Raw genomic sequence first — 25,515 nt, forward strand, 5'->3', positions numbered from 1 at the left:
TTGTCGTTACCGATAACAAGCCGTTAGCAAAATTAGAACGTTTCAAAAAGACGCTCTGCCCATAATAACTGCTATAAATAAATCGCCTGATTTTAGCATACTTGCCATTTATTAGCACATGTAGACCCTTGGCAAGTTGTGACTAAAGATGACACATTTCATGCCCTGCATCTGATAATAAAGGGATTAATATGGCTCATCGCTTATATAGCGTATGGTCACAACAAAATAAGTGGCTGAGTACTGCGCCTTCTCATTTGTTCTGTTATAATTTGTAGTCAAACGATAGACACCATCTACGTACAAATCAATGCGCGTTGATTTTAGATCATATAGCTCTATGTGATTGAAATCCTTTGTATTATCCTTTAGACTCACCGCACTTTGGTTAACTAACCCGCCCATGTATCCTGCTTTTATTGACTCACTGACCGATTGGGCTCTGATTTTCTATGAATAAACCGCTAACTCCCAATACCGAACAGGTCAACAGTACCTTTACCAACCGTATTATTATCTTTGGGATTTTAATATTGCTGGGTTTGGGCGGCCTGATAATGCGTTATGGTTATTTGCAAGTCTATGCCCATGATAAGTACACCACGCAGGCGGACAACAACCGCATCAAGCTCATATCTGCACCACCTAGCCGCGGTTATATTTATGATCGTAATGGAATCATTTTGGCGGATAACCAGCCAGTCTTTACGGCTATGCTAAGTCCTGACGAGATTGACAACCCTGAGCGCACCTTAAACTTGTTAGCCCCCATCTTTGATCTGACAGAAGAAGACATCACAGATATTTTGGCGCGCTTGAGCAAAAACAAAAACGACCCTGTGACCATCAAAATCGACTTAACAGAGGCACAGCTGGCTCAATTTAGTGAGCGTAAGCCGTTCTTTCGCGGTGTCTCTATCCAAAGTAAGCTGACGCGTGATTATCCCTATGATGAGCTGTTTGCTCATGTGATCGGTTACGTTGGTCGTATTAACGATAAAGAGTCTAAGCGTATTGATAAGGACCGCTATGCAGGTACTGATCTGATTGGTAAAATTGGTATTGAAGACTATTACGAAGATATTTTGCTTGGGCAGCCCGGTTACCAATCGGTAGAAACGGATGCTCACGGCAATATTTTGCGTCAATTAGATACCAAACCGCCTACCTCTGGTAACGATATCACGTTGAGCTTAGATTATGGGCTGCAAAAGATCGCCCAACAGCAGCTAGACGGACGCCGCGGTGCAATCGTCGCAATAGATCCCAAAAACGGCGACGTGCTGGCATTTGTCAGTAACCCAAGCTATGACCCAAACCCTTTCATATCAGGTATCTCTTTCAAAGACTATGATGCGCTACGGGAAGACCTTGATCAGCCGCTATATAATCGGGCGCTCCAAGGCACTTACCCACCTGGCTCGACCATCAAACCATTTGAGGGTCTAGGCGGTATTCACTACGGCTTGCGAGATTGGAACAGTACTATTTATGATCCTGGCTATTTTAGTTTACCAGGAGACAGCCATCGATTCCGTGACTGGAAGCGTGGGGGTCATGGTACGGTTGATTTGAAAAAATCTATCCAAATGTCGGTTGATACTTACTATTACAAACTGGCTTATGAGATGGGTATTCAACGTCTGCACGACTGGATGGTGCGCTTTGGCTTTGGTGACAAGACAGGCATTGATCTTCCTAATGAAAAATCAGGCATTATGCCATCACCAAAATGGAAAAAAGACACTTACGATAAAGACTGGCTACCGGGTGAAACCATCTCTGTTAGTATTGGACAAGGCTATTTCTTGGCAACGCCACTACAGATTGCCAACGCCACAGCCATGACCGCAAATAAAGGAAATCACATTACCCCGCATTTGCTAAAAAGCAGCGACGGCGCGGCAGAGGTAAAAGTGATCACCAAACCGGATGGCAAAATTGAATACAACGGTCAGCCTTCTGACTGGCTACGTATGCATGCTGCGATGGAAAGCGTGGTAGAAAACGGCACAGGTCGCGGCATCTATACCCCGCGCTATCGTATCGCTGGCAAAACTGGTACTGCACAGGTGAAGTCTATCGCTCAAGGCAAACGCTATGATAAATCGGCAATCGATAAGCGTCATTGGGATCATGCGTGGTTCAATGGCTTTGCGCCCGTAGAAGATCCACAGATTGCACTTGCTGTATTGGTCGAAAACGGTGGCGGTGGTAGTACAACCGCCGCTCCTATTGGCCGTGCCCTATTTGATTACTGGATGCTACAACGCAAAACTGATCCGATATTGCCCCCTTCAGCCGATGAGCTCAAAGTCATCAAGCGTCAAAAGGCTTTTGAAAAAGCCATGAAAGACGCATTGCGTGAAAAAGAAGCAAAAGCGTTAGCAGAACAGGAAGCAGCAGAAGCACAAACAGCAGCAGCCACCTCTGAATAGCGACATTTTAATAGACATTTCTAATCATTAACGTCATGTCTAATAAGTAGAGATGCCTCAGAAAAAAGACAATAAAAGAGACTCTAGCATGAAAAAACCTACAAGCGGGCGCGCAGCCAAAAAGAACCTTAAAGCAAAAAGTGCCGCAGCCGGTGATGTGCGTATCATTGGCGGGCAGTTCAAGCGCCGTATTGTCAGCTTCATCGATGCAGATGGTCTACGCCCAACGCCCGACCGCCTGCGAGAGACATTATTTAACTGGCTACTGGCTGATATTCATGGTGCACGCGTACTCGATAGCTGTGCGGGCAGCGGTGTGTTAGGGTTTGAGGCATTGTCCCGAGGTGCGGCGCATACTACTTTTATCGAAATCAATGCAGCGCAAAGTAATATGCTGCGTCAAAGTGCCGAGCAGCTACGCCTTGATCCGGCTACTTATCAAGTCATCACTGGCACGGCTGAGCAAATACTGAGTCAAAATCAATTGATCGAGCACCCGTTTGATATCGTATTCATCGATCCACCTTATGCTCAGGATCTATGGCAGCCTATTTTGAGTGCGTTGATTACCAATGCATTGATTGACCAATCAACGCTGATTTACTTAGAAGCGGATAAAGATTTAACACCTCAGCTTGAGCAACTAGAAGAGAGGCTTAATGAAAATCGGGACACCCAACTAGAGACAACTCAGCAGACAATCCGCTTTGAATGCTTGAAACAAACCAAAGTTGGACAAGTTGTCGCTGGACTTTATCAGCTGTCACCGTCATAATTGCACAGCAATATCTAAAAGCATCGTTAGTTATTGTGTAATAAGCAATATTTAGTAAAACCATTCAATACCTGTAAAAATGTTTAAAACCGCTTAAAAACTGGCCAAACGCTGCAGTTTAATGTATAAAGGCGAAAATAAACCCCAATGCAGCTTGCAAGCGTAGGCGCTACTGCTTATAATGTGCAGTCTGTTTTTTGAGAGCCCCGTTCCCAGCTAAACTCTCAACGAATTCTAATTTTAAGGTTTTATCATGAAAACACTTAGTGCAAAACCAGCTGAAGTGACCCATGACTGGTATGTCGTAGATGCTGACGGCAAAACCCTTGGTCGCTTAGCCACTCAAATCGCTAGTCGCTTACGTGGCAAGCACAAGCCTTCTTATACTCCGCACGTAGATACTGGTGACTTCATTGTTGTCATCAACGCAGAAAAAATCGCGGTAACGGGTAAGAAAGCGCAAGACAAAAAGTACTATCGTCACAGCGGCTACCCAGGTGGTATTAAAGAAACCAACTTCACAAAGCTGATTGCACATAAGCCTGAAGATGTTCTACACAAAGCAGTTAAGGGTATGCTTCCAAAGGGCCCTCTTGGCTATGCGATGATCAAGAAGCTGAAACTATATGCGGGTACTGAACATCCACATACTGCACAGCAACCTAAAGAACTAGACATCTAAGGATATACTTATGGAACGCAATTACGGAACTGGTCGCCGCAAGACGTCTACTGCTCGTGTCTTTTTATCAAAAGGTACTGGTAGTATCGTTGTTAACGGTAAGCCATTAGACGAATACTTCAGCCGTGAAACTTCACGCATGGTTGTTCGTCAGCCATTAGAACTACTAGACTCTGCTAACCAATATGACTTATATGTCACTGTTGCAGGCGGTGGTATCAGTGGTCAAGCTGGCGCAATCCGCCACGGCATCACACGTGCATTGATCGAAGCTGACGAAACTTTGAAGCCTGCCCTAAAAGCAGCTGGTTTTGTTACTCGTGATTCACGTCAAGTTGAACGTAAGAAACTGGGTCTACGTAAAGCACGTAAACGTCCACAGTTCTCAAAACGTTAATCAAAGCACTTTCTTATCTTTTTGCTACTGTTGTCTTTTTCTCGGAGCGATGGTAGCAAACTCAAGTAAGAGAAGCGTTTTGCAAAACCTTATAAGCTGGTCACAGCTTATAAGGTTTTTTTATGTCTCAAGGTTTTTTATATCTGTTGAAGGCGTACTACTCATGTGGCTATTTCTATATAACGGCTTTCACTGTACGACTCTCCCTATAGCGACACTTATTATCACTATTTCTCTTTAAGACTTCATTATAGAAAAGTAATGCATATCGATACTGCATAGTAGACACCTTCTAAAAATTCTAACTTGCAAAGCGTTTGAGCCTACCCCATCATATCAATAACTTTTCATCATTAGCTGCAATGTGATATACGGTGTGGCAGAAGGATATTATGAAAGCGCCAGAACAATACGATCCCAGCAAACCATCGAATAATAGTAGCGTACCGCCTAGTACCAAGCAGTCGACTAAGTCACCTGCCATACCTGCTGGCACCCCAACGATTACGCAAAATCAAAAGCGTACCGCGCAAGCAGAAAACAAGCCCTTTCAATGGCAGTTTTTATTGCCAAAGTATTGGGGGATCTGGTTATTGTTCTTGATGATATTACCCATGATATATCTGCCACTACGCTGGCAATTTTGGCTAGGTCGTAAGCTCGGCATATTGATTTATAGCGCTGTAGGCTCACGTAGGCGTGACACTCTGATTAACTTAAAGCTGGTATTTCCAGAAAAGCCGGAAGCTGAGCGTGAGTCGATGGCCAAGCAAGTCTTTGTCAATCAAGGTATTGGCGTGTTTGAAACCCTATGTGCTTGGTTCCGTCCAAATATATTTACTAGAACGGTATCTATTTCGGGGTTACAGCATCTTGTTAATGCGCAAAACGAGCAGCGTCCGGTTATTCTATTGGGTGCGCATTATACGATGCTCGATCTGGGCGGCTTACTGTGTGCGCAATTCTTCCCTGTCGATTGTATGTATCGTACACAGAATAACCCTCTACTCGATTGGTTTATTTATAATGGTCGTACCAATATATTTGGTAAGCAAATCTCCAGCCGTGATATGCGTAGCTTAGTCACCTCTATCAAAGCAGGTCATGTGATTTGGTATTCTCCCGATCAGGACTATGGTCTTAAACAAGGGGTCATGGCGCCATTTTTTGGGGTGCCGGCAGCAACGATTACCGCATCACGCCGTATGGCAAAATTAGGCAGCAAAACGCATCCGCCCGCCGTGATGGCGCTACATACCTATCGGCAGACACCAGATAATCTACCACGTGGCAAACGCCCACATTATCACCTGACCATCACCCCGGAGTTAGAAAACTATCCAAGTCAAGATGAGGTTGCGGATGCCACTCGGGTTAATGAAGTCTTAGAAGGACTGATACGTATCGACCCTACTCAGTGGATGTGGTTTCATCGTCGCTTTAAACATGGGCCAAATGGTCGTACTGATATTTACAAATAAGCAGACGATGATTGCTAAGAAAACAGCTTGAAAAATTTGCTATACTTTGCGATTAGTATTTTGACCCTTTGATCATACATTTATAATAATTTGATAAACAAAATAACGGATTTCTCATGAGTAACAACCGTACTTCTGACAGCCAAACCTCTGATAACTCAACCGAAGCCAAGCGCATTCTAACTGGCATTAAACCGACTGGCATTCCGCACCTTGGTAACTATGTTGGCGCGATTCGTCCTGCCATCGAGTCTATTCAAAACAGCAATGACGATGCGTTTTTCTTCTTAGCGGATTATCACAGTATTATTGGTTGCCATGATCCTGCGATCATTCACGAGTCAACCAAAGCCATTGCCGCGACATGGCTCGCCTGTGGTCTCGATCCTGAGCGCGTGACCTTTTATCGTCAGTCAGATGTGCCTGAGATTCTAGAATTGTCATGGATTTTGAGCTCCTCATGTGCCAAAGGCCTCATGAACCGCGCTCATGCCTACAAAGCAGCAGTCGATGCTAATATGGAAAAAGAAGACGTTGATGCTGATCAAGGGATTAACATGGGTTTGTTTGGCTATCCTGTATTGATGGCCGCTGATATTTTGATGTTTAATGCCACGCATGTGCCTGTTGGCCGCGACCAAATCCAGCACATTGAAATGGCACGTGACATGGCTGGTACGTTTAACCATCGTTATAAAACGCTCTTTACCCTACCGTCAGCAGTGGTAGACAATGATATACCACTACTTACTGGCCTAGACGGCCGCAAAATGAGTAAGAGTTATAGCAACACCATTCCATTGTTTGGCGAGCCGAATCCGCAAGTTAGCTCTGAAACACAAATGCACAAAGCCATCATGAAAATCGTCACCAACTCACAGCTGCCTGATGAGCCAAAAGATCCTGATGACTCTGCCCTGTTTGAGATATATAAAGCATTCGCCACGCCTGAAGAAATCGCTGATATGCGTGCGCAATACGCCGCAGGTATTGGCTGGGGTGACGCTAAGCAAGCACTATTTGATAAAATCAATGATGAGATTGCGCCGTTCCGAGCGCGTTACGAAGAGCTCATGGCCAATCCAAAAGAGCTAGAAGAAATCCTACAAATGGGTGCAGAAAAAGCGCGTCGCCATAGTCGTAAGCAATTAGACAAGACGCGCCGCGCTATTGGTATCCGCCCACTTGCCAAGCTTAAGTAACACATAAGTTATCGGTGGATATAATTTATGTCGGTACATAAGTCTTTTGAGCGTACTCATTTTTTGTCGTACTGCCAGTCTTTATATAAGGCTGACAGTACGTATGATTCTAAGCAAGTAGACAGACTCAATCGTCACCGCCATGTAGAGCCAGAGTCTGCTGAATTTTTGGCCAATATTGCTACGATAACCAAGCCAAATAAAGTATTAGAGATTGGTACTTCAACGGGTTTTTCGACATTATGGCTGGCTTATGGTCTACGGCATCAGGCTCAATATGACTTTATATCGTTAGACATCGATAAAAGCCGCAGTGATGCTGCTCGCCAGCATCTGCAAAATACGGGGCTATCTGACTCTGTTAGATTAATCGTACAAGACGCCTTTATTTTTTTAAATAGCAATGAAGATGTCTTTGACTTGGTATTTTTGGATGCAGAGCGGCAATTCTATATTGACTATATCCGAGGTCTGCATAACGCATTGGACGTCGGTAGTGTACTTATTGTCGATAATGTCATCTCTCATCGTGATGAGGTGAGCGAGTTCTTGGCAGAATTCACCAATGATTCTCGTTATATTTGTCATACGTTAGATGTTGGTGCTGGACTATTTATGGCAGTGCGCCAGGAACATTAAGTATTATGGATACATCCAACACGACTGCGCTGCGCATTTATCAGACGCCAGTACAGCATCTACCAGACGATCTTTATGTCCCGCCGCAAGCGTTTGCGATTTGGCTAGAGCAATTTGCAGGTCCGTTAGATTTCTTATTGTATTTGGTCAAAAAAAACAACGTTGATTTGACGCAAATGCCGATTCTACCCATTACTGAGCAGTATTTGGCTTATATCAGTGAGTTGGATACTGAGCACTTTGAATTGGCAGGCGATTATCTGCTAATGGCGTCGACGCTCATTGCAATCAAAACCGAATTACTATTGCCTACTCCTGACACCCCAACCGACGAGCGTGATCCAAAAGCCGAGCTGATTGAGCGCCTAGAAGAGTACGCGCAAATCAAAGTGGCCAGTCAGCGCTTAGATGATTTGGTACGCTTAGAGCGTGATGTTTTTTTAGCAATGGTCAGTATGCCCAGTCAAGACGTTATGAATGCTGAGCTGCCTAGCTACTCGCCTACTCTGCTGATCGATAGCTTGTTCAAAATGCAGCTACAGCCAGACTATCAAATGCATACCATCAAAACTGATGCCGTACCACTTTCTGATCGTATCGCTAGTATTAGCCGGCAACTGAGTACTGATGGTGCCCGCTCCTTTTATGAGCTACTAGACAAAGCACAGGGTAAGATAGGCGTGGTCGTGAGCTTTGTCGCTGTACTTGAACTGATTAAGCGGCAATTGGTTGGTGTGGTCTATACAGAATCCGATAATGATGTAAGCACGCTAATGAAACATGATACCGATCCATCCGATATAGACAATCAATCCCAAGAGCTGACACTACAGTGGTTGGCATAGCAAGTATTACATTAACTTCTTAGCTTGCCCGTTATCGAACACATAATATTAAAATAAGAGCATACTTTAGATGGTAGATATTGACGACCCGAAGCAACATGATAAAGCAGAACCTACACGTGCCGCTGCTACTGCCTCTATTGAGGATAATCATACCTCTCTTGAAGACGTGAGCAAGCGCATCGAGGTGCTCTTACACGCTTCAGAGGCGCCGCTGACAGCACAATCGCTAAAGAAGCATTTGTCATTGTCTAGCAAGGCATTAAAGCAAGCCTTAGAGATGCTAGAGCGACGGTTAGAGACTGGTGTGCTGAACCTACATGAAACAGCCAGCGGCTACCGCTTACAAATTTCCGATGCCTATAGCGGCTTAATTCAGCAGGTTTTTCCGCAGCGTCAAGAGCGTTTGAGCCAAGCCTTACTTGAAACTTTGAGCGTCATTGCTTATAAACAGCCCGTGACACGTAGTGATATCGAGCAAGTGCGCGGTGTGACGTTATCAAGCAATATACTACGCCAGCTATTTGATAAAGGGTGGATCATTGAGAAAGGCTACAAAGAGACCTTAGGCCGCCCAGCGCTCCTTCACACCACCGCACAATTCTTAGATGCATTTGGGTTGAGTCATTTAGATGAGCTGCCCCCAATGCCAGATATGGAATCTATACGAGCTATGTCTTAATTTTTCTGCTGACCAAACTATCATTACGCTCATAAAAAAGGACAGATCGCATAAGATCTGTCCTTTTTATTTGGCTATCACTCTTAGGTGCCTTCAATCTTAGATACTTTCGATTTTAGATACTTTCAACCTTAGGTAAATAGCAAAATATAACTAATTAGCTAGTCCTTATTGATTGATAACATCAACACCTTTTGGTGGAGTAAACTTAAACTGACTGCTACTGATACTTGGGTTCATTTTGATACCACTAAACTTAATAGAGGTCGTTTGACCTAGCGTATCGTTCAATACCATCATCACAGGTTTACCGCCGCTAAAGCTCATTGATAGACTCTTAAAGCTGGCATTATCAGATTTTGGGTACAACACATAGTAGTTCTTATTGCTATATGGCTGAGTGATTTTAAAGTTTTGATCAATCTTGCTTGGATCGCCTGATAATAACAGTGCTGGCGTATTGCCTACTTGGCTATCCACATTTTGTTTAGTCGCTTGCTCTAGATCCTTGTCATAGATCCACATAGAGTTACCATTGGCAACGATCAGCTGATCTGATGGTGACTTGGTTTCCCAGCGAAAGTTATTAGGACGTTGGACACTCATAGAGCCTGTAAACGTACCACTACTAGCGCCTTTGGTGGTCTGGCTAAAATTGGCTGTCATGCTTTTGGTATTGGTCAGTAATTTATTCAGGCGCTTGGCCGCTGTCATATTATCAGCAGGCGCTGCGGTAGCAGACTGAGTTAATGCTATCATAGGCGCTGCGACGCCGAGTGACGTCATTAAAACACCAGCTAAAGCACCAGTCATCATTTTTTGTTTGGTCGATTTTTTGGTAGATAAAGTCATCAGTAATCCTCTCTAAAAAAGCATCATCGCTTTAAAAATAGTTGCTTAAAAATAAAATAGCTTATTAAAATTTTTCCTATTGATGCCGATCTCACCATTATAAAACAGGTATCAATCAGCAATGGCAACAGTGTGCCAGTTTTTTTATTACGCGCCTAGTCATGATTTGCAATCATTACTACGCCTGCCATACACACTTGTAACCAAGACAGTTACACGGTAAAAGTTTGCATTTATCATGATAAATTATTAACGCTGTGCTCATAAAAAACCAGTGAGCCAAGTGTGACGAGTATTTATGCTATATAAAATTGCTGACCAAACCTCTAACAAAAACCAATCTCTAACAAAAGCCAATATTAATTGATAAGTTCTTATAGACGTAAAAAGCCCCTACTACCATCAGGCAGTAAGGGCTTTTTAGTTATCCAACCATTTTATTCAAAAAATAAAATGATTTAAACGGATAATTATGCGTTTTCAACCGTTACATAACGACGGTTAAATTTACCTTTGGTCTCAAACTTTACAACACCATCATTTAGTGCAAATAAAGTATGGTCACGACCCATGCCAACGCCTTCGCCTGCGTGGAATTCTGTACCACGTTGACGAACGATGATGTTACCAGCTGTGATAGCTTGGCCACCAAAGATTTTTACGCCTAGCATTTTTGGGTTTGAATCACGACCGTTACGGCTCGAACCGGCAGCTTTTTTATGTGCCATGAGAAAATCTCCTTGTTAATGTGACTTATCGCTTATGCGACAACTCTTAAGCATTTAGTGCGCTATTTAGCAAACATTGCTAAACGGGTAATTAGGCATTAATGGCTTTGATTTTTAACAAGGTGTACCATTGGCGGTGACCTTGCTCTTTGTGATAATGCTTACGACGGTTGTGCTTGATGATACGGATTTTTTCGCCGCGACCATGCTCAACAACTTCAACTTCTACGCTAGCGCCATCAACAACAGGCTGACCGATTTTGACGTCATCGCCGTCAACAACCATCAACACGTCTTCAAATTTGATTGTCTCGCCTTTTTCTGCTTTTAGCAATTCAACTTTAAGCAATTCATCGACGACTACACGGTGCTGTTTACCACCAGTTTTAATTACTGCGTACATTGTATGACTCCGTTTAACCCGTGTGCCGTGGCTGATGTTATACCAACGCTTTTACGACGAACACGACAGGGAAAAATTAAAGGCAAGATTTTACGGCTTTTTGCTTATAAAAGCAAGCCGCGCGTCTTGTTTTTGCAAGGTGGTTACACTAAATCACCATCATCTGCATTGTCATATACGCTACAAGTTATTAAACCGTCGTAGACGACAATACTGATAAAAGCAGCATAGCAATGGTTATAAATGATGGCTTGAGCCTAATGGGGGCTATTATAACTTATATAATCAGTTACTTACAGCCTTTTATCTATCATTTATGTGACGACAAAACCTCGTGGTAAATTAACAGTCTTACCATCAAACTATTGAATGCTTTCATTAATTTGTACTGCCTTCTATGCATGATAATAGGCGCACAAGCTAACTCTGAGCTACCCTTGTGATGTACTTTAACCAACAATTTTCAGAGACAGCTATGCTATGATAAGCGAAACCATACCTTACCCATAGATAAATGAAGTCAAGGTTATAAAAACTCTCTTTACTCTTATCAATATGACTATTTATTATGACTATTACCTCTTTAAGTAACAACGATTCCATTCCGCAATCAACCCCTAGCTATGCTGATATTCAAAGTATCGTGGCCAATGATTTTGAGGTGATGGACAAGCAAGTATTTGGTAGTCTCAACTCAAAAGTACAGCTCGTCATGAGCGTCTCTCAGCATGTAATCAATGCCGGTGGTAAGCGTATGCGCCCGCTGATTACGCTATTGTGTGCCCGTATGTTTGACGACAATCCATCAGAAAAAGCGATGCACCTAGCAGCCATTACTGAGATGCTACATACTGCAACCTTAGTCCATGACGATGTGATCGACGAGTCAGGACAGCGCCGTGGTAAGCCGACGGCAAACGCCACATGGGACAATGCCACCGCTGTATTGGTCGGTGACTATCTGATTGCCCGTGCTTTTAATCTTTTGGTTGGTTTTCAGAGCTTGCCATTGTTGCAAGTCTTCTCTGATGGTACTTGTGATATTGCTGAAGGCGAAGTATTGCAGCTACAACATCAGCACAATCCTGCCGCAACAGAAGACGACTACTTGCGCATCATCGATGGCAAAACCTCACGCCTGTTTATGATGGCGACTCAAGGTGCTGCTATTTTGCAAGACAAAACAGAATATATGGCCGCATTAGGCGACTTTGGGCAGCACTTTGGTAATGCGTTTCAAATTATCGATGATATCCTTGATTATAGTGGCGATAGCGACGTAATGGGCAAAAACCTAGGCGATGATCTTGCAGAAGGTAAACCTACTCTGCCAACTATCAAGGCACTCGAACTACTAAAAGACAGTGACAACGAAGGTTATGAGCAGCTACGAATCGCTGTGCAAACGGGTAAAACACCAAATGCTGAGCAACTGATTGAGTTAGTACGTAGCTCAGGCTCATTAGATTATTGTAAGCAACGCGCGTTGGAAGAAACCAAACTGGCGCAACAAGCCCTCAGCACACTGCCTGACAATCGCTATCGTACAGGTTTGTATCAATTGACTGAGCTTGCTAGCGCACGATTGGTATAATTAAATATGAGTCGTCTGTGTTATCGACTAATTAAGACAATCGGCTAATTAAAACAACCAGCTGATTAAGACGACTCATTTTTTAGCAGTGCTTTTAGCAATCAATGAACAGCAATCCCATAACTTAAAAGCGCCACTCTTCAAAAACCTATTCTCTTCAAAACCAACGTACCAGTTAAATAGTTACCTTTCTTTAAGTTTTATAAATCTTTGCAGTACTATAATCATGTAAGGATTTTTGAAGGTTGGATGATATTTGACCACGCTCATTAGAGGCTACTGACTGCTCTAAGTCGCTATATTTTAAAGGTCATAATTAGGGGTTGATAAATTTGTTGAATTGTTTACAAAGCAGGTTTTCTGCTGTTTTAAGACCTTAATACTACTAAGGCTTTACGATTATAACAAAAAATTACAATAAATTTCGATAGTAGGTTGTATGTCTTCTTATTAGCTGCTAGTTGGTGTAGCGGTTACTATGGCGGGATTTTATTTACTCAGCGAGCACAGTGCGGTCAGTTTTTGTCAGCTTTCCTATCGTGAACCACTTGACTGTGGGGTTACCCCAATAGTTTATAATAACTCTTTAAATTTACTAACCTACTTTGTGGTCTGCCTACACTTCTAATATCACATTTACCAAATCGCGTCTCAATCAAACTCGCTACTGGCTGCCTTACTAGCGATTTTTATTAAATCCATTGACTCAAAGGTTGAGTATGCCGTACTGGCATGAATGTGCAGAATAAGTAGACCCTCGATAGTTCGTACATCAAAATTTATTGTTTAACTTTTTATACTGTCGTTATTTTATATCTATTGCCGAGGACATTGATGAAGCACTCTACTCTTGCGCTTGTAATAGCATCTGTACTATCTGGAGCTGTACTGGTTGGCTGTGACAAAAACGATGACGCCGCTGGTGAGCAAGCCGCACAGCAGCAAATGCCGCCTGCGGTGGTCAACGTTCAGACTGTCACTCTCGACACCATCCCCCAAGTACAGACTTTTTCTGGACGTACTGCAGCTTATCAAACTGCCGACGTCCGCCCACAAGTAAATGGCGTCATTGACGAAGTGTTATTCCGTGAGGGAAGCAATGTCAAAAAAGGTCAGCCACTTTATCGCATTAATACTGATAACTATGCCTCTTCGGTAAGCAGTGGCCAAGCCGCCGTACAGCAATCACAGGCGAACTACCAGACAGCATTGGCAAATAATGCCAATGCAAAAGCTGAGCTTGCCAGCCGCCAAGCGTCATTGGCTCAGGCGCAAAATGACTTACAACGTTTGCAAGGCTTGGTCAGTATCAACGCCATCTCACAACAGCAGTATGAGCAAGCTCAAACTGCCGTACGTACCGCGCAGGCAGCGGTGCAAAGTGCCGCAGCTGCTGTCGGTCAGACACAAGCGGGTATCGAAAGCGCAAAAGCAGGCATTCAAACCGCGCAAGCTGGTCTTGATGCTAGCACATTGGATCTGAACCGTACTATCGTGCGTGCGCCTCTCACCGGTCGTACGGATCGCTCAAGCGTAACTGCTGGTACGCTGGTTAGCGCCGGTCAGGCGGATCCTTTGGTTACCATTTCGCGCTTAGACCCTATCTACGTTGATATCAGTCAGTCATCATCTGAGCTGCTCAAGCTACGTCAGCAAATAGCAGACGGCTCAGCTCAGCCAGGCATGAACTCAGTTGAGTTGGTGCTAGAGGATGGTTCAGTCTATCCCGTGCGTGGCAAGCTTGCACTGTCTGAAGCAAAAGTGGATGAGTCAACAGGTGCGGTTACCTTGCGTGCGATTTTCCCAAACAGCAACAATATTTTGCTACCGGGTATGTACGTGACAGCTCGCTTAACTCAAAGCGTCATTACCAACGCAGCACTAGTTCCTCAAAGTGCTGTCACGCGTACGCCTAAGAGCGAGACGCAAGTTTATATCGTTGATGAAAACAACAAGATTCAAGTACGTCCAGTCACTATCAACGGTACTTATGATGGTCAGTGGGTTGTCACTGATGGCTTAAAAGCAGGTGACAAAGTAGTTGTGATAGGCGGTGCCAAGGTTAAACCTGAGCAAGAGGTGGTTGCCAAGCCACTAGAGAGCGCAAATCCAGCGCCATCTGCACAAAGTGCACCCAATGCTAAGACGCCGCAGCAAGCTGCAAAAACAATGGATAAAAAGCCAGCTAGCAATGCCACTTCTAGTGAAAAATCAACAGAAGCCGCTGCTAACTAATTCCATTCAAAGACCAGAAGACTTAGGGATATACTATGTCACGTTTTTTTATTAATCGCCCTATTTTTGCTTGGGTGCTGGCTGTTTTGGTCATGCTCATCGGGGTGTTATCGGTTCTTAACCTACCGATTGAACAGTATCCACGTATTGCGCCACCGACGATTTCGGTCAGTGCAAGCTACCCTGGTGCTAATGCGCAAACCGTTGAAAACTCCGTTGTACAGGTCATTGAACAACGTATGAAAGGTCTAGATGGCCTGATGTACATGTCATCATCGAGCTCTTCGAATGGTGGTGCATCAGTCACGCTGACTTTTGAAAATGGTACGGACTCTGATACGGCACAAGTACAAGTACAGAACAAACTGCAAGCTGCGATGAGCTCATTGCCTGAATCAGTACAGCGTCAAGGTGTCAACGTCAACAAATCATCCAGTAGCTTTTTGATGGTACAGGCTTTTGTCTCTGAAGACGGCAGTATGGATCGGGCCGATATTGCCGATTATATCAACTCAAATGTTCTCGATTCGATCAGTCGTGTTGAAGGTGTGGGTGAAGTTCAGGTCTTTGGTTCTACTTATGCCATGCGCGTTTGGCTTGATCCTGCACGCCTACGCAGTTATAACATGGTGCCATCTGATATCGTCAATGCGATACGAGCGCAAAATGCTCAGGTATCCGCTGGTCAGTTAGGACAGGCACCTGCCGATACCGATCAACAGGTCATCAACGCAACCGTTACTGTCCAAAGCTATCTACAAACGCCTGAAGAGTTTAAAAACATTCTGCTGAAAACTGATGTCTCTGGTGCGCAAGTACGTCTAGGTGATGTAGCAGACGTCGAAATCGGTAGTGAAAACTATAGCGTTGTGTCCTTATATAATGGACAAGAAGCAGCTGGCCTAGGTATCTCACTTGCTGGTGGTGCCAACGCGCTTGAAACTCGTGAGGCTGTTGGTGCGCGGATGGCAGAGCTGGAGCAAAACTTCCCATCAGGTCTGGTTTCGGTTGTTCCCTATGACACCACCCCGTTTGTGCGTCTATCTATCGAACAAGTGGTAAAAACGCTTATCGAAGCGATCGTGCTGGTCTTTATCGTCATGTTCATTTTCTTACAAAACTGGCGTGCAACCATCATTCCAACGCTTGCGGTACCTGTTGTCCTATTAGGTACGTTTGCGGTGCTATACGTTGCGGGCTTTAGCATCAACGTATTGACCATGTTTGCTATGGTACTCTCCATCGGTCTGCTGGTCGATGATGCGATCGTTGTGGTAGAGAACGTCGAGCGTATTTTGGAAGAAGACCCTCATATCTCTATCAAAGACGCGACTACCCAGTCGATGGGTGAAATTAGTAAGATCGTTATTGGTATCGCGCTTATCTTATCCGCAGTATTCATACCAATGGCGTTCTTTGGTGGCTCAACAGGGGTGATTTATCGCCAGTTCTCCATCACGCTGATTACCAGCATGGTGCTATCAGCCATGGTCGCGCTTATTTTTACGCCTGCGCTATGTGTGACCTTGCTAAAACGTGGCAAAAGTCACGAAAAAGGCAGTACCGAAAAACAAAAAGGTTTCTTTGGTTGGTTTAACCGTGGCTTCTTCAAACTTAGCCGCTCTTACGAAAACTTTGTCGGCAAGAGTATTCGTTTTAAATGGCTTTACATGATTGGCTATGCAGCCATTATTGGCATCATGGCAGTTGTATTCTTACGTATTCCAGGCTCATTTTTACCAGAAGAAGATCAGGGCATTATGTTTACCTTGGTTCAGCTTCCGGCGGGCTCTACATTAGATGAGACGCAAGACGTACTGGATAAAGTTAGAAACTATTATGATACTCAAGAGACTGACAACATTGCGTCTGTCTTTACCATTGCTGGTTTTAGTTTTGCCGGTCAAGGTCAAAACATGGGTCTGGCGTTTGTGCGCTTATCAGACTGGGAGGAACGCTCGGGAGATGAAAACACAGCGCAAGCCGTTGCTGGTCGCGCGATGGGTTATTTCTTTACTCAGATAAATGAAGCACAAGTATTCGCCATTGTACCGCCAGCAATTACTGAGCTTGGTAATGCCAGTGGTTTTGATTTGATGCTTCAGGACAGTGGTAACCTCGGACACGAAGGGTTACTTGAAGCCCGTAACATGCTCTTAGGGATGGCAGCACAGAACGATCAAGTGTCTGGTGTGCGTCCTAACGGTCAAGAAGACTCACCACAGCTCAAGGTCAACATCAACCAAGAGCAGGCGGCCGCTTATGGCCTATCATTGAGTAACATCAATAGCGTCATCTCGACCGCGTGGGGCTCAAGCTACGTCAACGACTTTATCGATCGTGGCCGTATCAAACGTGTGTATGTACAAGGTGAAGCCAGCAGCCGTACCAACCCTGATGACATCGGTAAGTGGTATGTACGAAACGAGACGAATGATATGATTTCATTCGATGCATTCTCTAGTAGTGAATGGCAGTCAGGCTCACCGCGTCTTACTCGTTATAACAGCTTACCATCAATGAATATCCAAGGTAGCGCAGCCCCAGGCTTGAGTACTGGTGAAGCCATGAGCTCAATGGAAGCCATGATAGACAAATTACCTGAAGGCATCAGTTACGAGTGGACGGGTATGTCATTGGAAGAGCAAAAATCAGGTGCCCAGGCGCCGATGCTTTATGCGCTTTCAATCCTAGTCGTGTTCTTATGCTTGGCAGCACTATATGAAAGCTGGTCGATCCCCTTCTCTGTCCTATTGGTCATTCCACTTGGGGTATTGGGTGCGGTGATATTTACGTGGCTACGTGGTTTTGCCAACGATATTTACTTGCAAGTGGGTCTACTCACCGTCGTTGGTTTGTCTGCCAAAAACGCCATCTTGATTATCGAGTTTGCCAAAGAACACCAAGAGGAAGGTTATAGTCTCAGAGAGGCTGTTATGACAGCCGCACGTCAACGTCTGCGTCCGATTATTATGACCTCACTTGCCTTTGGACTGGGTGTTGTGCCATTATTCTTGGCAAATGGTCCAGGTTCAGGCAGTCAGAACGCTATCGGTACCAGTGTTGTCGGTGGTGTTATCACTGCCACATTATTAGGCATCTTCTTTATTCCTATGTTCTATATCTGGGTGCGTAGCGCGTTCCCGCACAAGTATGAGAACAACAAGCCAAACGATAGAGATGATGGCAACGGTACGCCTGACTCGCACAACCCAATGCCTTCTGATAACTATCAGCCTGCAAGCCTTGGAGACAATAGATAATGAGTGCTCACAATATGTTTATCACTAACTCAGCAGCAGTACCAGTATCTGCTGCACAGCCAGCTATCTCACGCTTGCGCAAAAATGGTAGTCGCCTATTAGGTCTGACTGCCTTAGCAATGAGCATGGCAGCTTGTAACACCATCCCAAAAGCGGATATGAGTCCTGTCCTAGCAGAGCCAAATATCCCCATGGAACAGACCTACGGTGCGTTCGATGAGGAAACAATCAGCACTCCTGAGCAGCCAAGTATTGCTGCCCAGCGTTGGCAGAACTTTTATAGCGATGAACGCTTAAAAGGGCTGATTGCGCTAGGTCTTGAGAAGAACAAAGACTTTGAAAGTGCGCGTTTGGCGATTGAAAAAGCACGCGCACAATATCAAATCACCGATATCAATGACGCCCCATCCATCAACGGCAGCGCAGGCTATACTCGTCAGGCACAGAACCGTGTCAGCACTAGCCCAAACAGCAGCTATAACGTACAGCTTGGTCTTGCCAGCTATGAGCTAGACTTTTGGGGTCGAATAGCCAGCCTAAAAGATCAAGCGCTGCAAAGCTTCTTGGCAACCACTGCTGCCAAAGATTCCACCCAGATCAGCCTGATTAGTAATATAGCCCAAAGCTATGCCAATCTCAGCTATAGTTTGGCACAGTTAAAATTGGCAGAAGCCACCGTCCAGAGCCGAGAGCAGTCCCTGTTTATTGCTAATAAGCGCTTTGAGGCAGGTATTGATCCCAAGCTACCGTCACTACAAGCAAGCGCGTCACTTGAAAATGCTAAGCTGGCGGTACTACGTGCGCAAAGCAGTATTCTGCAGTCACGCAATGCCTTGCAGTACTTGGTGGGCGGCGCTATACCAAATGAGCTGATCCCAACGCCTGCGGTCAGCAATATCACGACTCAGAAGATATTTAGCGCAGGACTGCCAAGCGAGCTGTTACGTTACCGTCCTGATGTGTTGCAAGCAGAATATAACCTAAAAGCGGCTGGTGCCAATATCGAAGTGGCTCGTGCTGCTTATTATCCTTCGATCAGCCTTGCCAGTAGCGTTGGTGTGAGTAGTAGCAGCCTGAGCGATTTGTTCAAAAACAGCGCGGTTGGTTGGTCGTTTGGTCCTAACATTAGCGTGCCTATTTTTGATGCTGGTCGCTTGGATGCCAATTACGATGTCGCGCAAATCGAACGCAAGCAAACATTGGCAAGTTATGAGAGCGCTATTCAGACCGCCTTCCGTGAAGTGTCAGACGTACTGGCTACGCGTGCTACTTTGGGTGAGCAGCTACAATCGCAGTATCGCTTGCAAGATAACTTTGAGCAGACTTATCAAATTGCTGATGCCCGCTTCAAAGCCGGTCTTGATAACTATCTAGACGTACTTGATGCTCAGCGTTCTCTATTCTCTACTCAGCAAGGTATATTGGATTTAGAGCTACAGAAAATCACCAGTCAAGTTGAGCTGTATCAAGCCCTCGGTGGCGGTGCTAACCTTGATGTGCCAGCAGTGATTCCTGTACCGCAGCACACCAACTTAGCCCAAATCGTCACTGGATCTGCCAAAAGTGCAAAAGCCAAAGCAACAAATGCTATTCAAGCAGCTGGCTCAGCACCTGTTGTGTCTCCACAAGAGGCTTTAGCAATCAAGCAATCTCAAACGACAAAAACCACCACTTTTGAACCCACTGCCATCGTCGATGTGAATGATGATGGTAGAAAAGATGCAGCTGTCGGTGTGGTGACTGAAGAGACTCGCTTCAATGATGCGAGCGTTGAGCAAGTGCCTGTCACACAGATTGTTGAGCCTTAAGTGATGGGTTCATAATCTCGTGATGTAATCGTATCTTCACGTTGATAGTCGATAAGTATCATCAGCCCTACCGACTTAACTTGGTAGGGCTTTTTGCTTTATTTTGAACCTTTTAGTTATAGTAAAATCGCTTTATAAGTCGCTTTTTTGAGAAGCCAATGCCATAAAGCATGACGCTATAAAAAATGACTTATAAAATAATTTTCACTCGAGCAACACCATAACTATTAAAATGATAGTAAGGAATTATTATGAGCTATACGTTTAACCGCCAATACCCCGCCACTCGTTTGCGTCGTCTACGTTATAACGACAATGTACGAGCAATGATTCGTGAAGTCGAACTACATCCTAAGCACTTTATCGCGCCTGTCTTTGTATTAGAAGGCGAAAATCAGCGCGAGACGATCTCGAGCATGCCGGGCGTTGAGCGTTTATCAATCGATTTGCTTATTGATTATGCCAAAGAGCTTTTGGCAGAGGGTGTCACTACCATCGACATCTTCCCTGTCATTGACAACGCATTAAAAACCCCTGATGGCAAAGCTGCTTACGACGAGGATGGTCTTACCGCACGCGCAGTCAAAGCGGTCAAAGATGCCGTACCAGAGATGGTCGTCATGACTGATGTCGCACTAGACCCTTATACCTCACACGGTCAAGACGGTCTGCTCGACGACAGTGGCTATGTGATCAACGATGCCACCACCGAAGTATTGGTCAAGCAAGCCCTTGTGCATGCCCGTGCTGGTGCTGACATCATCTCTCCTAGTGACATGATGGATGGGCGTATCAAAGCCATGCGTGATGCATTTGAAGCAGAAGGCTTTGTTAATACCGCGATTATGGCCTACTCAGCCAAATATGCCTCTGCTTACTATGGTCCGTTCCGTGATGCTGTTGGTAGCGCTGGCAATTTAAAAGGCGGGCACAAAAAACAATATCAAATGGACTTTGGCAATCGTGCAGAAGCATTGCATGAAGTGGCTATGGACATCAATGAAGGCGCTGACATGGTCATGATCAAACCCGGTCAGCCATACTTAGACCTCATCCGTGAAGTCAAAAACACCTTTGGTGTACCAACCTTTGCCTATCAAGTCTCTGGTGAATATGCCATGCACATGGCTGCTATCCAGAACGGTTGGCTCAGTGATGCTGTGATTTTAGAATCTCTGATTGGTTTCCGCCGTGCTGGTGCTGACGGTATTTTGACTTACTTTGCGTTAGAGGCAGCCCGTCAGCTAAACAATGCTTAATATCAATTAAAATACCTTTTACATCGCAAAACACCCCAGCTGCTTCATAGTCGCTGGGGTGTTTTTTATTGATACTACATTTATACTGAGCCTTTCTCACTCACATGTATAAAGCAAACATGTCTATAGCTGATCACGATGATGTGCTGTCGTAAAATCAATAGCAGGGCCAATAGGGATGATACGAGTGGGGTTGATATTGGCGTGGCTGGTGTAATAATGTTGCTTGATGTGCGCCATATTCACCGTCTCAGCGACACCTGGTACTTGGTATAGATCACGCAGATAGCCCCACAGGTTTGGATAGTCGATAATGCGGCGCAGGTTGCATTTAAAATGCCCAACATAAACCGCGTCAAAACGAACTAATGTGGTAAATAGTCGCCAATCAGCTTCGGTGATAGTACTCCCTGTGAGGTAACGCTTATCTGCCAGACGTGCTTCCAGTGTATCTAATGCAGCAAACAGCTCAATCACCGCCTCTTCATAAGCCTCTTGTGTGGTCGAAAATCCAGCCTTGTACACACCGTTATTAATCGTCGTATAGACAAACGCATTAATGTCATCGATTTCTGGCAATAACGATGCTGGCGAAAAATCTCCTGCTAGTGCGCCAACCTCATCAAAAGCTGAATTAAACATACGAATGATCTCTGATGACTCATTACTCACAATCGTATTGGTCTTTTTGTCCCATAAAATCGGAACAGTAACTCGTCCCGTATAGTTGGGTTTTGCTTTAATATAAAGCTCATAAGCATAATCTGCATGGATAAGCGGATCAGCAATCACGCCCTCGCCCTCCGTAAACGTCCAGCCGTGCTCTCCCATGTAAGGGTTGACCACAGATATCGGAATGATGTCTTCTAGACCTTTGAGCTTACGATAAACCAAAGTGCGGTGTGCCCAAGGACAGGCTAGCGATACGTATAGGTGATAGCGATCGGGTTCAGCTTTAAATCCGCCAACACCTGTAGGCCCTGCACTGCCATCTACCGTTACCCAGTTCCTAAACCCGGCATCTTCACGCTCAAATCGACCACCATTTTCTTCCGTGTCGTACCATTTATCTTGCCACTTACCATCTACCAATAAGCCCATGTTATCCTCCGACTAATTCTAGTTTTCATTAAATACTTGTTTAATACGAATGACTTTGCGTCATTGCTATTATGACCATCGCATTTGTTAGAGAGATATAATACCAGTTATAGGCGCTGATCCATTAGGTTTCACCCTATTATTAACAATAAAAACTAAACGTGTTAAATTAAATATTTAGAAAACATACATAAAAAGCATACTGCAATATTTGATAATGGCGCGCAACATAAAATATTATGATAATAAAATAGAATTATTATAAAAAAGGCTTGCAAAGTCTGAGAAACTTGCTAAAATGCTCAACCTAAATAGGCGTATAGCTCAGTTGGTTAGAGCGCTACCTTGACATGGTAGAGGTCGTTGGTTCGAATCCGATTACGCCTACCAGATTCGAAAAGCCCCAATCTTAAGATTGGGGCTTTTTTTTTGTCCGTGAAATATGGGCTGTAGCGGAAAATACTTGTCTTCATCGACTCATAGTCATGATTATACAATCAGATTTAAATCATTTAAAAAAGTGACGGTGACCAAATGGTGACCAAAACGTGACCGACCCTTAAAAACTATTAAAATTGAAACCCTCTTTTTGACCTCTACTTCAAACTCTAAGCTAGAACCTATTTCTTAGTGTTTTTCTCTTTATCCTCTTTTACATATTCAAAAATATCTCCTACCTCTACTTCTAAATACTCACAAAGCTTATCTATAGTATCAAAATCAATTCTAGATGATTGATCGTTATATATCTTATGCAACGTCGTTTTGCTTACTCCTGTTGCTCGTACGGCATCCGCTACTTTTAGCCTTCTTTCAGCTAACAAAGTTGGGAGATGGTTAACTATCATCTTAAAAACTCCAATTATAATTATAAAAAATACTTGCATAGTTATAAATTTATGGTAAATTACAACTATGGTATTTAAAAGTACCATTATGGTTAAACTTTATATAAGGAACATATTATGTCACATACCTACCTAACTACCCAAGAGCTTTCTGAGCTTATCAAATACAACCCTCGTACTATCCGCAATGAACTCAAGGATAGTGTGCTTATCGAGGGTATTCATTACATACGTCCATTTGGTGGTCGTAAGATTTTGTATATTTGGGAGGAGATTGAAAAAGATATGCGCACTGGTATCGCCGGTAGCGTCAATGCCATGGCACTTCAATAAGGAGAAATAGAATGGCTAGTATCAGAAGTAGATACGGCAAGCTTGTTGTAGATTTTTACTATATGGGTATACGCTGTCGGGAGAAGACAAACCTGACAGACACACCAGCCAATCGGAAGAAGCTTGAAAAAGTGATCGAGAAGATGGAAGCAGAAATCATCTTAGGACTGTTCAACTACGCTAAGTACTTTCCAAAAAGCGATAAAGCGGCACAGATGGTAGCGTTAAATGATCGCAAGGAATGCATTAGTACCGATACGCCCTCTTTTGAACAGTTTGCAAAATTATGGTTTTCTGAAAAAGAAATTGAATGGCGTGATACTTACAAGCGCAAAATAAAGGAGATTATTGATATGTACTTGATTGCTAAGTTTGGGTCTAAGCCCATTCATCTCATAAAAAAGACAGATGTATTAGCCTTCCGTTCATCCCTCGCCAAAGTGACTTACGGAAAAGCTAACAAACATCTGTCAGCGGCACGCATCAATTCGATCATGGTACCTTTAGGTATGATACTAAAAGAAGCAGCTAAACGCTATCAGTTTGATAATCCTTATTACGATATCAATGCGCTCAAACAGCCCAAAACAGATATTCAACCATTCACACTGAACGAGGTTTGGACGTTTATTAATGGGGTGAGAGCAGACTATCGCAATTATTATCTGGTACGTTTTTTTACAGGTATGCGTACGAGTGAGATTGATGGGTTGACGTGGGAGAACATTGATTTTAATCGACGTGAGATTGTGATCAAACAAGCTTATGTCAAAGGCAAAATTGTTCCTCCTAAGACTCAAGAGTCTTACCGTGCGATTCAAATGTCACCTTGGGTCTACGATGCTCTGAAGGAACAGCAGGCTATCACTTATAAGCGATCTGACTATGTATTTTGCGCGCATACGGGTGAACCACTTGATTACAACAACGTGAACAAACGTGTTTGGCACCCTACTCTTAAGATTTTGGGTCTCAAAAAGCGTAATGCTTATCAGACTCGTCATACCGCAGCAACGCTATGGTTAGCTGCTGGCGAAAGTCCTGAATGGATTGCCAGTCAAATGGGACACTCTACAACCAAGATGCTATTCAACACGTATAGCCGTTACGTACCGAATATGACTCGCCAGGATGGTAGTGCATTTGAAGCATTGGTCAATCGCAGTCAGATTGCTCAAGTATCTACCGATAAGGGGGCTCACCATGAAGATGATTGATTACGATAAGCTGCATGCGACGTTTAAACCTAGTGGCTATGTCAGTAATGGTGCAGATAATATTGCTAACTACCTTATCTGTGAGCTCTGTATTCAGTCAGGTACTGGTTTGGCTAGGTTCCTAAGTATTGATAGTTGCTTTGATAATCATACGGCACTGCGCATATGGGTACAGAAGCGCTTAGAAACTAATCTCGACTATGTCTTTGATGATATGTGTAGTCAGCTACAGAGTGAGCTCTACGAGCTTCTACCTCAAACTGGCTATGGATACTAAGGAGGGTATTATGAGCATGAACTTCGTCTTTGATTCAGCTCTAGAGGATACAGCAAAGCGTTTGTGCCATGAGTATTGGTCCTATGTGTCGCCCAGTGATTATATAGCGCATTTAGAACTGCTTTGTTATGAACACAACACGGAGACTGATGTTTTATTTGCTACACTTGCAAAATGTCAGGTTTATTTAGATGACGTACACTGTGAATACTGTGGTCGTCCCTATCAATTAGATGTCCCAGCAGATATTCCTCATGCAAGGAGATTGAACTCTTGGTTTTGTGAGGGGTGTATTAGCTTTTCTGGTGGACAGTTTGTCCTAGGTAGGTAAATCTTGAAATAGTTAGAATCAAAAAAACAAAAAAGCCTCAGCTCAAAGTGAACTGCCCCCCAAAACTTGGACGGTTTAGTTTACCCCAAGGACTGAGTTCTGTATTGCACAGGACTCAGTCCTTT

General features: G+C 44.0%; 23 protein-coding genes and 1 tRNA gene. 19 read left to right on the forward strand and 5 right to left on the reverse strand.

What is annotated here, in order from left to right; translation table 11 throughout:
- Nucleotides 1-452 precede the first annotated feature (452 nt).
- From mrdA to scpB, 9 genes are all read left to right on the forward strand, one after another.
- Complete coding sequence (gene mrdA / locus ACHUET_RS09225) at nt 453-2,438, forward strand: penicillin-binding protein 2 (protein WP_394212323.1); 1,986 nt, start codon at nt 453-455, stop codon at nt 2,436-2,438.
- Between the two features lie 88 nt (nt 2,439-2,526).
- Complete coding sequence (rsmD, locus tag ACHUET_RS09230; RefSeq protein ID WP_394212325.1) at nt 2,527-3,213, forward strand: 16S rRNA (guanine(966)-N(2))-methyltransferase RsmD; 687 nt, start codon at nt 2,527-2,529, stop codon at nt 3,211-3,213.
- A gap of 253 nt (nt 3,214-3,466) precedes the next feature.
- Nucleotides 3,467-3,895 (forward strand): 50S ribosomal protein L13, encoded by a 429-nt coding sequence (rplM, locus tag ACHUET_RS09235; protein WP_201598506.1) that lies wholly within the window; start codon nt 3,467-3,469, stop codon nt 3,893-3,895.
- A 10-nt stretch (nt 3,896-3,905) separates the two neighbouring features.
- Nucleotides 3,906-4,292, forward strand: a complete 387-nt coding sequence (gene rpsI, locus ACHUET_RS09240) for a 30S ribosomal protein S9 (RefSeq protein ID WP_058025929.1) — start codon at nt 3,906-3,908, stop codon at nt 4,290-4,292.
- 392 nt (nt 4,293-4,684) lie between these two features.
- The gene (locus ACHUET_RS09245; RefSeq protein ID WP_394212327.1) at nt 4,685-5,773 is read left to right on the forward strand and encodes a lysophospholipid acyltransferase family protein; all 1,089 of its coding nucleotides are present in this window, start codon (nt 4,685-4,687) and stop codon (nt 5,771-5,773) included.
- Between the two features lie 116 nt (nt 5,774-5,889).
- A complete protein-coding gene (locus tag ACHUET_RS09250; protein ID WP_394212328.1) occupies nt 5,890-6,975 on the forward strand; it encodes a tryptophan--tRNA ligase in 1,086 nt (361 codons plus the stop codon).
- Nucleotides 6,976-7,002: 27 nt separating this feature from the next.
- The gene (locus ACHUET_RS09255; RefSeq protein ID WP_394212330.1) at nt 7,003-7,614 is read left to right on the forward strand and encodes an O-methyltransferase; all 612 of its coding nucleotides are present in this window, start codon (nt 7,003-7,005) and stop codon (nt 7,612-7,614) included.
- 5 nt (nt 7,615-7,619) lie between these two features.
- On the forward strand, nt 7,620-8,459 hold the full coding sequence (locus ACHUET_RS09260) for a segregation and condensation protein A (protein WP_394212332.1): 840 nt from the start codon (nt 7,620-7,622) through the stop codon (nt 8,457-8,459).
- A 70-nt stretch (nt 8,460-8,529) separates the two neighbouring features.
- Nucleotides 8,530-9,141, forward strand: a complete 612-nt coding sequence (gene scpB, locus ACHUET_RS09265; protein ID WP_394212333.1) for an SMC-Scp complex subunit ScpB — start codon at nt 8,530-8,532, stop codon at nt 9,139-9,141.
- Between the two features lie 168 nt (nt 9,142-9,309).
- Here the strand turns inward: scpB and lolA are convergent, their stop codons facing one another.
- The 3 genes from lolA to rplU form a co-directional block, all read right to left on the reverse strand.
- On the reverse strand, nt 9,310-9,957 hold the full coding sequence (gene lolA / locus ACHUET_RS09270; RefSeq protein ID WP_463556444.1) for an outer membrane lipoprotein periplasmic chaperone LolA: 648 nt from the start codon (nt 9,955-9,957) through the stop codon (nt 9,310-9,312).
- A 506-nt stretch (nt 9,958-10,463) separates the two neighbouring features.
- The gene (rpmA, locus tag ACHUET_RS09275; protein ID WP_058025936.1) at nt 10,464-10,721 is read right to left on the reverse strand and encodes a 50S ribosomal protein L27; all 258 of its coding nucleotides are present in this window, start codon (nt 10,719-10,721) and stop codon (nt 10,464-10,466) included.
- Between the two features lie 91 nt (nt 10,722-10,812).
- On the reverse strand, nt 10,813-11,124 hold the full coding sequence (rplU, locus tag ACHUET_RS09280; RefSeq protein WP_058025937.1) for a 50S ribosomal protein L21: 312 nt from the start codon (nt 11,122-11,124) through the stop codon (nt 10,813-10,815).
- A gap of 568 nt (nt 11,125-11,692) precedes the next feature.
- Here rplU and ACHUET_RS09285 point away from each other — a divergent pair.
- The 5 genes from ACHUET_RS09285 (at nt 11,693) to hemB (ending at nt 21,283) form a co-directional block, all read left to right on the forward strand.
- Nucleotides 11,693-12,718, forward strand: a complete 1,026-nt coding sequence (locus ACHUET_RS09285) for a polyprenyl synthetase family protein (protein WP_394212338.1) — start codon at nt 11,693-11,695, stop codon at nt 12,716-12,718.
- Between the two features lie 834 nt (nt 12,719-13,552).
- A complete protein-coding gene (locus tag ACHUET_RS09290; RefSeq protein WP_075107547.1) occupies nt 13,553-14,953 on the forward strand; it encodes an efflux RND transporter periplasmic adaptor subunit in 1,401 nt (466 codons plus the stop codon).
- 35 nt (nt 14,954-14,988) lie between these two features.
- Nucleotides 14,989-18,216, forward strand: a complete 3,228-nt coding sequence (locus ACHUET_RS09295) for an efflux RND transporter permease subunit (protein WP_394212340.1) — start codon at nt 14,989-14,991, stop codon at nt 18,214-18,216.
- Nucleotides 18,216-20,024 (forward strand): efflux transporter outer membrane subunit, encoded by a 1,809-nt coding sequence (locus ACHUET_RS09300; protein ID WP_394212341.1) that lies wholly within the window; start codon nt 18,216-18,218, stop codon nt 20,022-20,024. Before ACHUET_RS09295 ends, ACHUET_RS09300 begins: the two co-directional genes overlap by 1 nt.
- Before the next feature lie 251 nt (nt 20,025-20,275).
- Nucleotides 20,276-21,283 (forward strand): porphobilinogen synthase, encoded by a 1,008-nt coding sequence (gene hemB / locus ACHUET_RS09305; protein WP_394212343.1) that lies wholly within the window; start codon nt 20,276-20,278, stop codon nt 21,281-21,283.
- 123 nt (nt 21,284-21,406) lie between these two features.
- Here the strand turns inward: hemB and ACHUET_RS09310 are convergent, their stop codons facing one another.
- Complete coding sequence (locus ACHUET_RS09310) at nt 21,407-22,384, reverse strand: glutathione S-transferase family protein (RefSeq protein ID WP_394212345.1); 978 nt, start codon at nt 22,382-22,384, stop codon at nt 21,407-21,409.
- 313 nt (nt 22,385-22,697) lie between these two features.
- Here ACHUET_RS09310 and ACHUET_RS09315 point away from each other — a divergent pair.
- Nucleotides 22,698-22,774, forward strand: a tRNA-Val gene (locus ACHUET_RS09315).
- Between the two features lie 230 nt (nt 22,775-23,004).
- On the opposite strand, the gene ACHUET_RS09320 is transcribed toward ACHUET_RS09315, so the two are convergent.
- The gene (locus ACHUET_RS09320) at nt 23,005-23,232 is read right to left on the reverse strand and encodes a helix-turn-helix domain-containing protein (protein ID WP_102093774.1); all 228 of its coding nucleotides are present in this window, start codon (nt 23,230-23,232) and stop codon (nt 23,005-23,007) included.
- Nucleotides 23,233-23,349: 117 nt separating this feature from the next.
- Between ACHUET_RS09320 and ACHUET_RS09325 the strand changes: the two genes are divergently transcribed.
- The 4 genes from ACHUET_RS09325 to ACHUET_RS09340 are packed head-to-tail and all read left to right on the forward strand — an operon-like array spanning nt 23,350 to nt 25,390.
- Entirely contained in the window at nt 23,350-23,565 is a 216-nt protein-coding gene (locus ACHUET_RS09325) for a hypothetical protein (RefSeq protein WP_075107543.1), read from the forward strand.
- An 11-nt stretch (nt 23,566-23,576) separates the two neighbouring features.
- Nucleotides 23,577-24,782, forward strand: a complete 1,206-nt coding sequence (locus tag ACHUET_RS09330) for an Arm DNA-binding domain-containing protein (protein ID WP_394212347.1) — start codon at nt 23,577-23,579, stop codon at nt 24,780-24,782.
- Nucleotides 24,769-25,059 carry a hypothetical protein gene (locus ACHUET_RS09335; protein WP_394212349.1) on the forward strand — a complete coding sequence of 97 codons (291 nt, stop codon included), beginning with the start codon at nt 24,769-24,771 and terminating at the stop codon, nt 25,057-25,059. The genes ACHUET_RS09330 and ACHUET_RS09335 overlap by 14 nt, the downstream gene beginning before the upstream one ends.
- 10 nt (nt 25,060-25,069) lie before the next feature.
- Complete coding sequence (locus ACHUET_RS09340; RefSeq protein WP_290164890.1) at nt 25,070-25,390, forward strand: hypothetical protein; 321 nt, start codon at nt 25,070-25,072, stop codon at nt 25,388-25,390.
- Nucleotides 25,391-25,515: the final 125 nt, after the last annotated feature.

This window comes from Psychrobacter piscatorii, from assembly GCF_043641605.1.
GTDB lineage: Bacteria > Pseudomonadota > Gammaproteobacteria > Pseudomonadales > Moraxellaceae > Psychrobacter > Psychrobacter piscatorii_C.

Coding starts and splice junctions, on each gene's coding strand:
- mrdA (WP_394212323.1), top strand. CDS start 453: ATGAATAAACCGCTAACTCCCAATACCGAACAGGTCAACAGTACCTTT.
- rsmD (WP_394212325.1), top strand. CDS start 2,527: ATGAAAAAACCTACAAGCGGGCGCGCAGCCAAAAAGAACCTTAAAGCA.
- rplM (WP_201598506.1), top strand. CDS start 3,467: ATGAAAACACTTAGTGCAAAACCAGCTGAAGTGACCCATGACTGGTAT.
- rpsI (WP_058025929.1), top strand. CDS start 3,906: ATGGAACGCAATTACGGAACTGGTCGCCGCAAGACGTCTACTGCTCGT.
- ACHUET_RS09245 (WP_394212327.1), top strand. CDS start 4,685: ATGAAAGCGCCAGAACAATACGATCCCAGCAAACCATCGAATAATAGT.
- ACHUET_RS09250 (WP_394212328.1), top strand. CDS start 5,890: ATGAGTAACAACCGTACTTCTGACAGCCAAACCTCTGATAACTCAACC.
- ACHUET_RS09255 (WP_394212330.1), top strand. CDS start 7,003: ATGTCGGTACATAAGTCTTTTGAGCGTACTCATTTTTTGTCGTACTGC.
- ACHUET_RS09260 (WP_394212332.1), top strand. CDS start 7,620: ATGGATACATCCAACACGACTGCGCTGCGCATTTATCAGACGCCAGTA.
- scpB (WP_394212333.1), top strand. CDS start 8,530: ATGGTAGATATTGACGACCCGAAGCAACATGATAAAGCAGAACCTACA.
- lolA (WP_463556444.1), bottom strand. CDS start 9,957: ATGATGACTGGTGCTTTAGCTGGTGTTTTAATGACGTCACTCGGCGTC.
- rpmA (WP_058025936.1), bottom strand. CDS start 10,721: ATGGCACATAAAAAAGCTGCCGGTTCGAGCCGTAACGGTCGTGATTCA.
- rplU (WP_058025937.1), bottom strand. CDS start 11,124: ATGTACGCAGTAATTAAAACTGGTGGTAAACAGCACCGTGTAGTCGTC.
- ACHUET_RS09285 (WP_394212338.1), top strand. CDS start 11,693: ATGACTATTACCTCTTTAAGTAACAACGATTCCATTCCGCAATCAACC.
- ACHUET_RS09290 (WP_075107547.1), top strand. CDS start 13,553: ATGAAGCACTCTACTCTTGCGCTTGTAATAGCATCTGTACTATCTGGA.
- ACHUET_RS09295 (WP_394212340.1), top strand. CDS start 14,989: ATGTCACGTTTTTTTATTAATCGCCCTATTTTTGCTTGGGTGCTGGCT.
- ACHUET_RS09300 (WP_394212341.1), top strand. CDS start 18,216: ATGAGTGCTCACAATATGTTTATCACTAACTCAGCAGCAGTACCAGTA.
- hemB (WP_394212343.1), top strand. CDS start 20,276: ATGAGCTATACGTTTAACCGCCAATACCCCGCCACTCGTTTGCGTCGT.
- ACHUET_RS09310 (WP_394212345.1), bottom strand. CDS start 22,384: ATGGGCTTATTGGTAGATGGTAAGTGGCAAGATAAATGGTACGACACG.
- ACHUET_RS09320 (WP_102093774.1), bottom strand. CDS start 23,232: ATGATAGTTAACCATCTCCCAACTTTGTTAGCTGAAAGAAGGCTAAAA.
- ACHUET_RS09325 (WP_075107543.1), top strand. CDS start 23,350: ATGTCACATACCTACCTAACTACCCAAGAGCTTTCTGAGCTTATCAAA.
- ACHUET_RS09330 (WP_394212347.1), top strand. CDS start 23,577: ATGGCTAGTATCAGAAGTAGATACGGCAAGCTTGTTGTAGATTTTTAC.
- ACHUET_RS09335 (WP_394212349.1), top strand. CDS start 24,769: ATGAAGATGATTGATTACGATAAGCTGCATGCGACGTTTAAACCTAGT.
- ACHUET_RS09340 (WP_290164890.1), top strand. CDS start 25,070: ATGAGCATGAACTTCGTCTTTGATTCAGCTCTAGAGGATACAGCAAAG.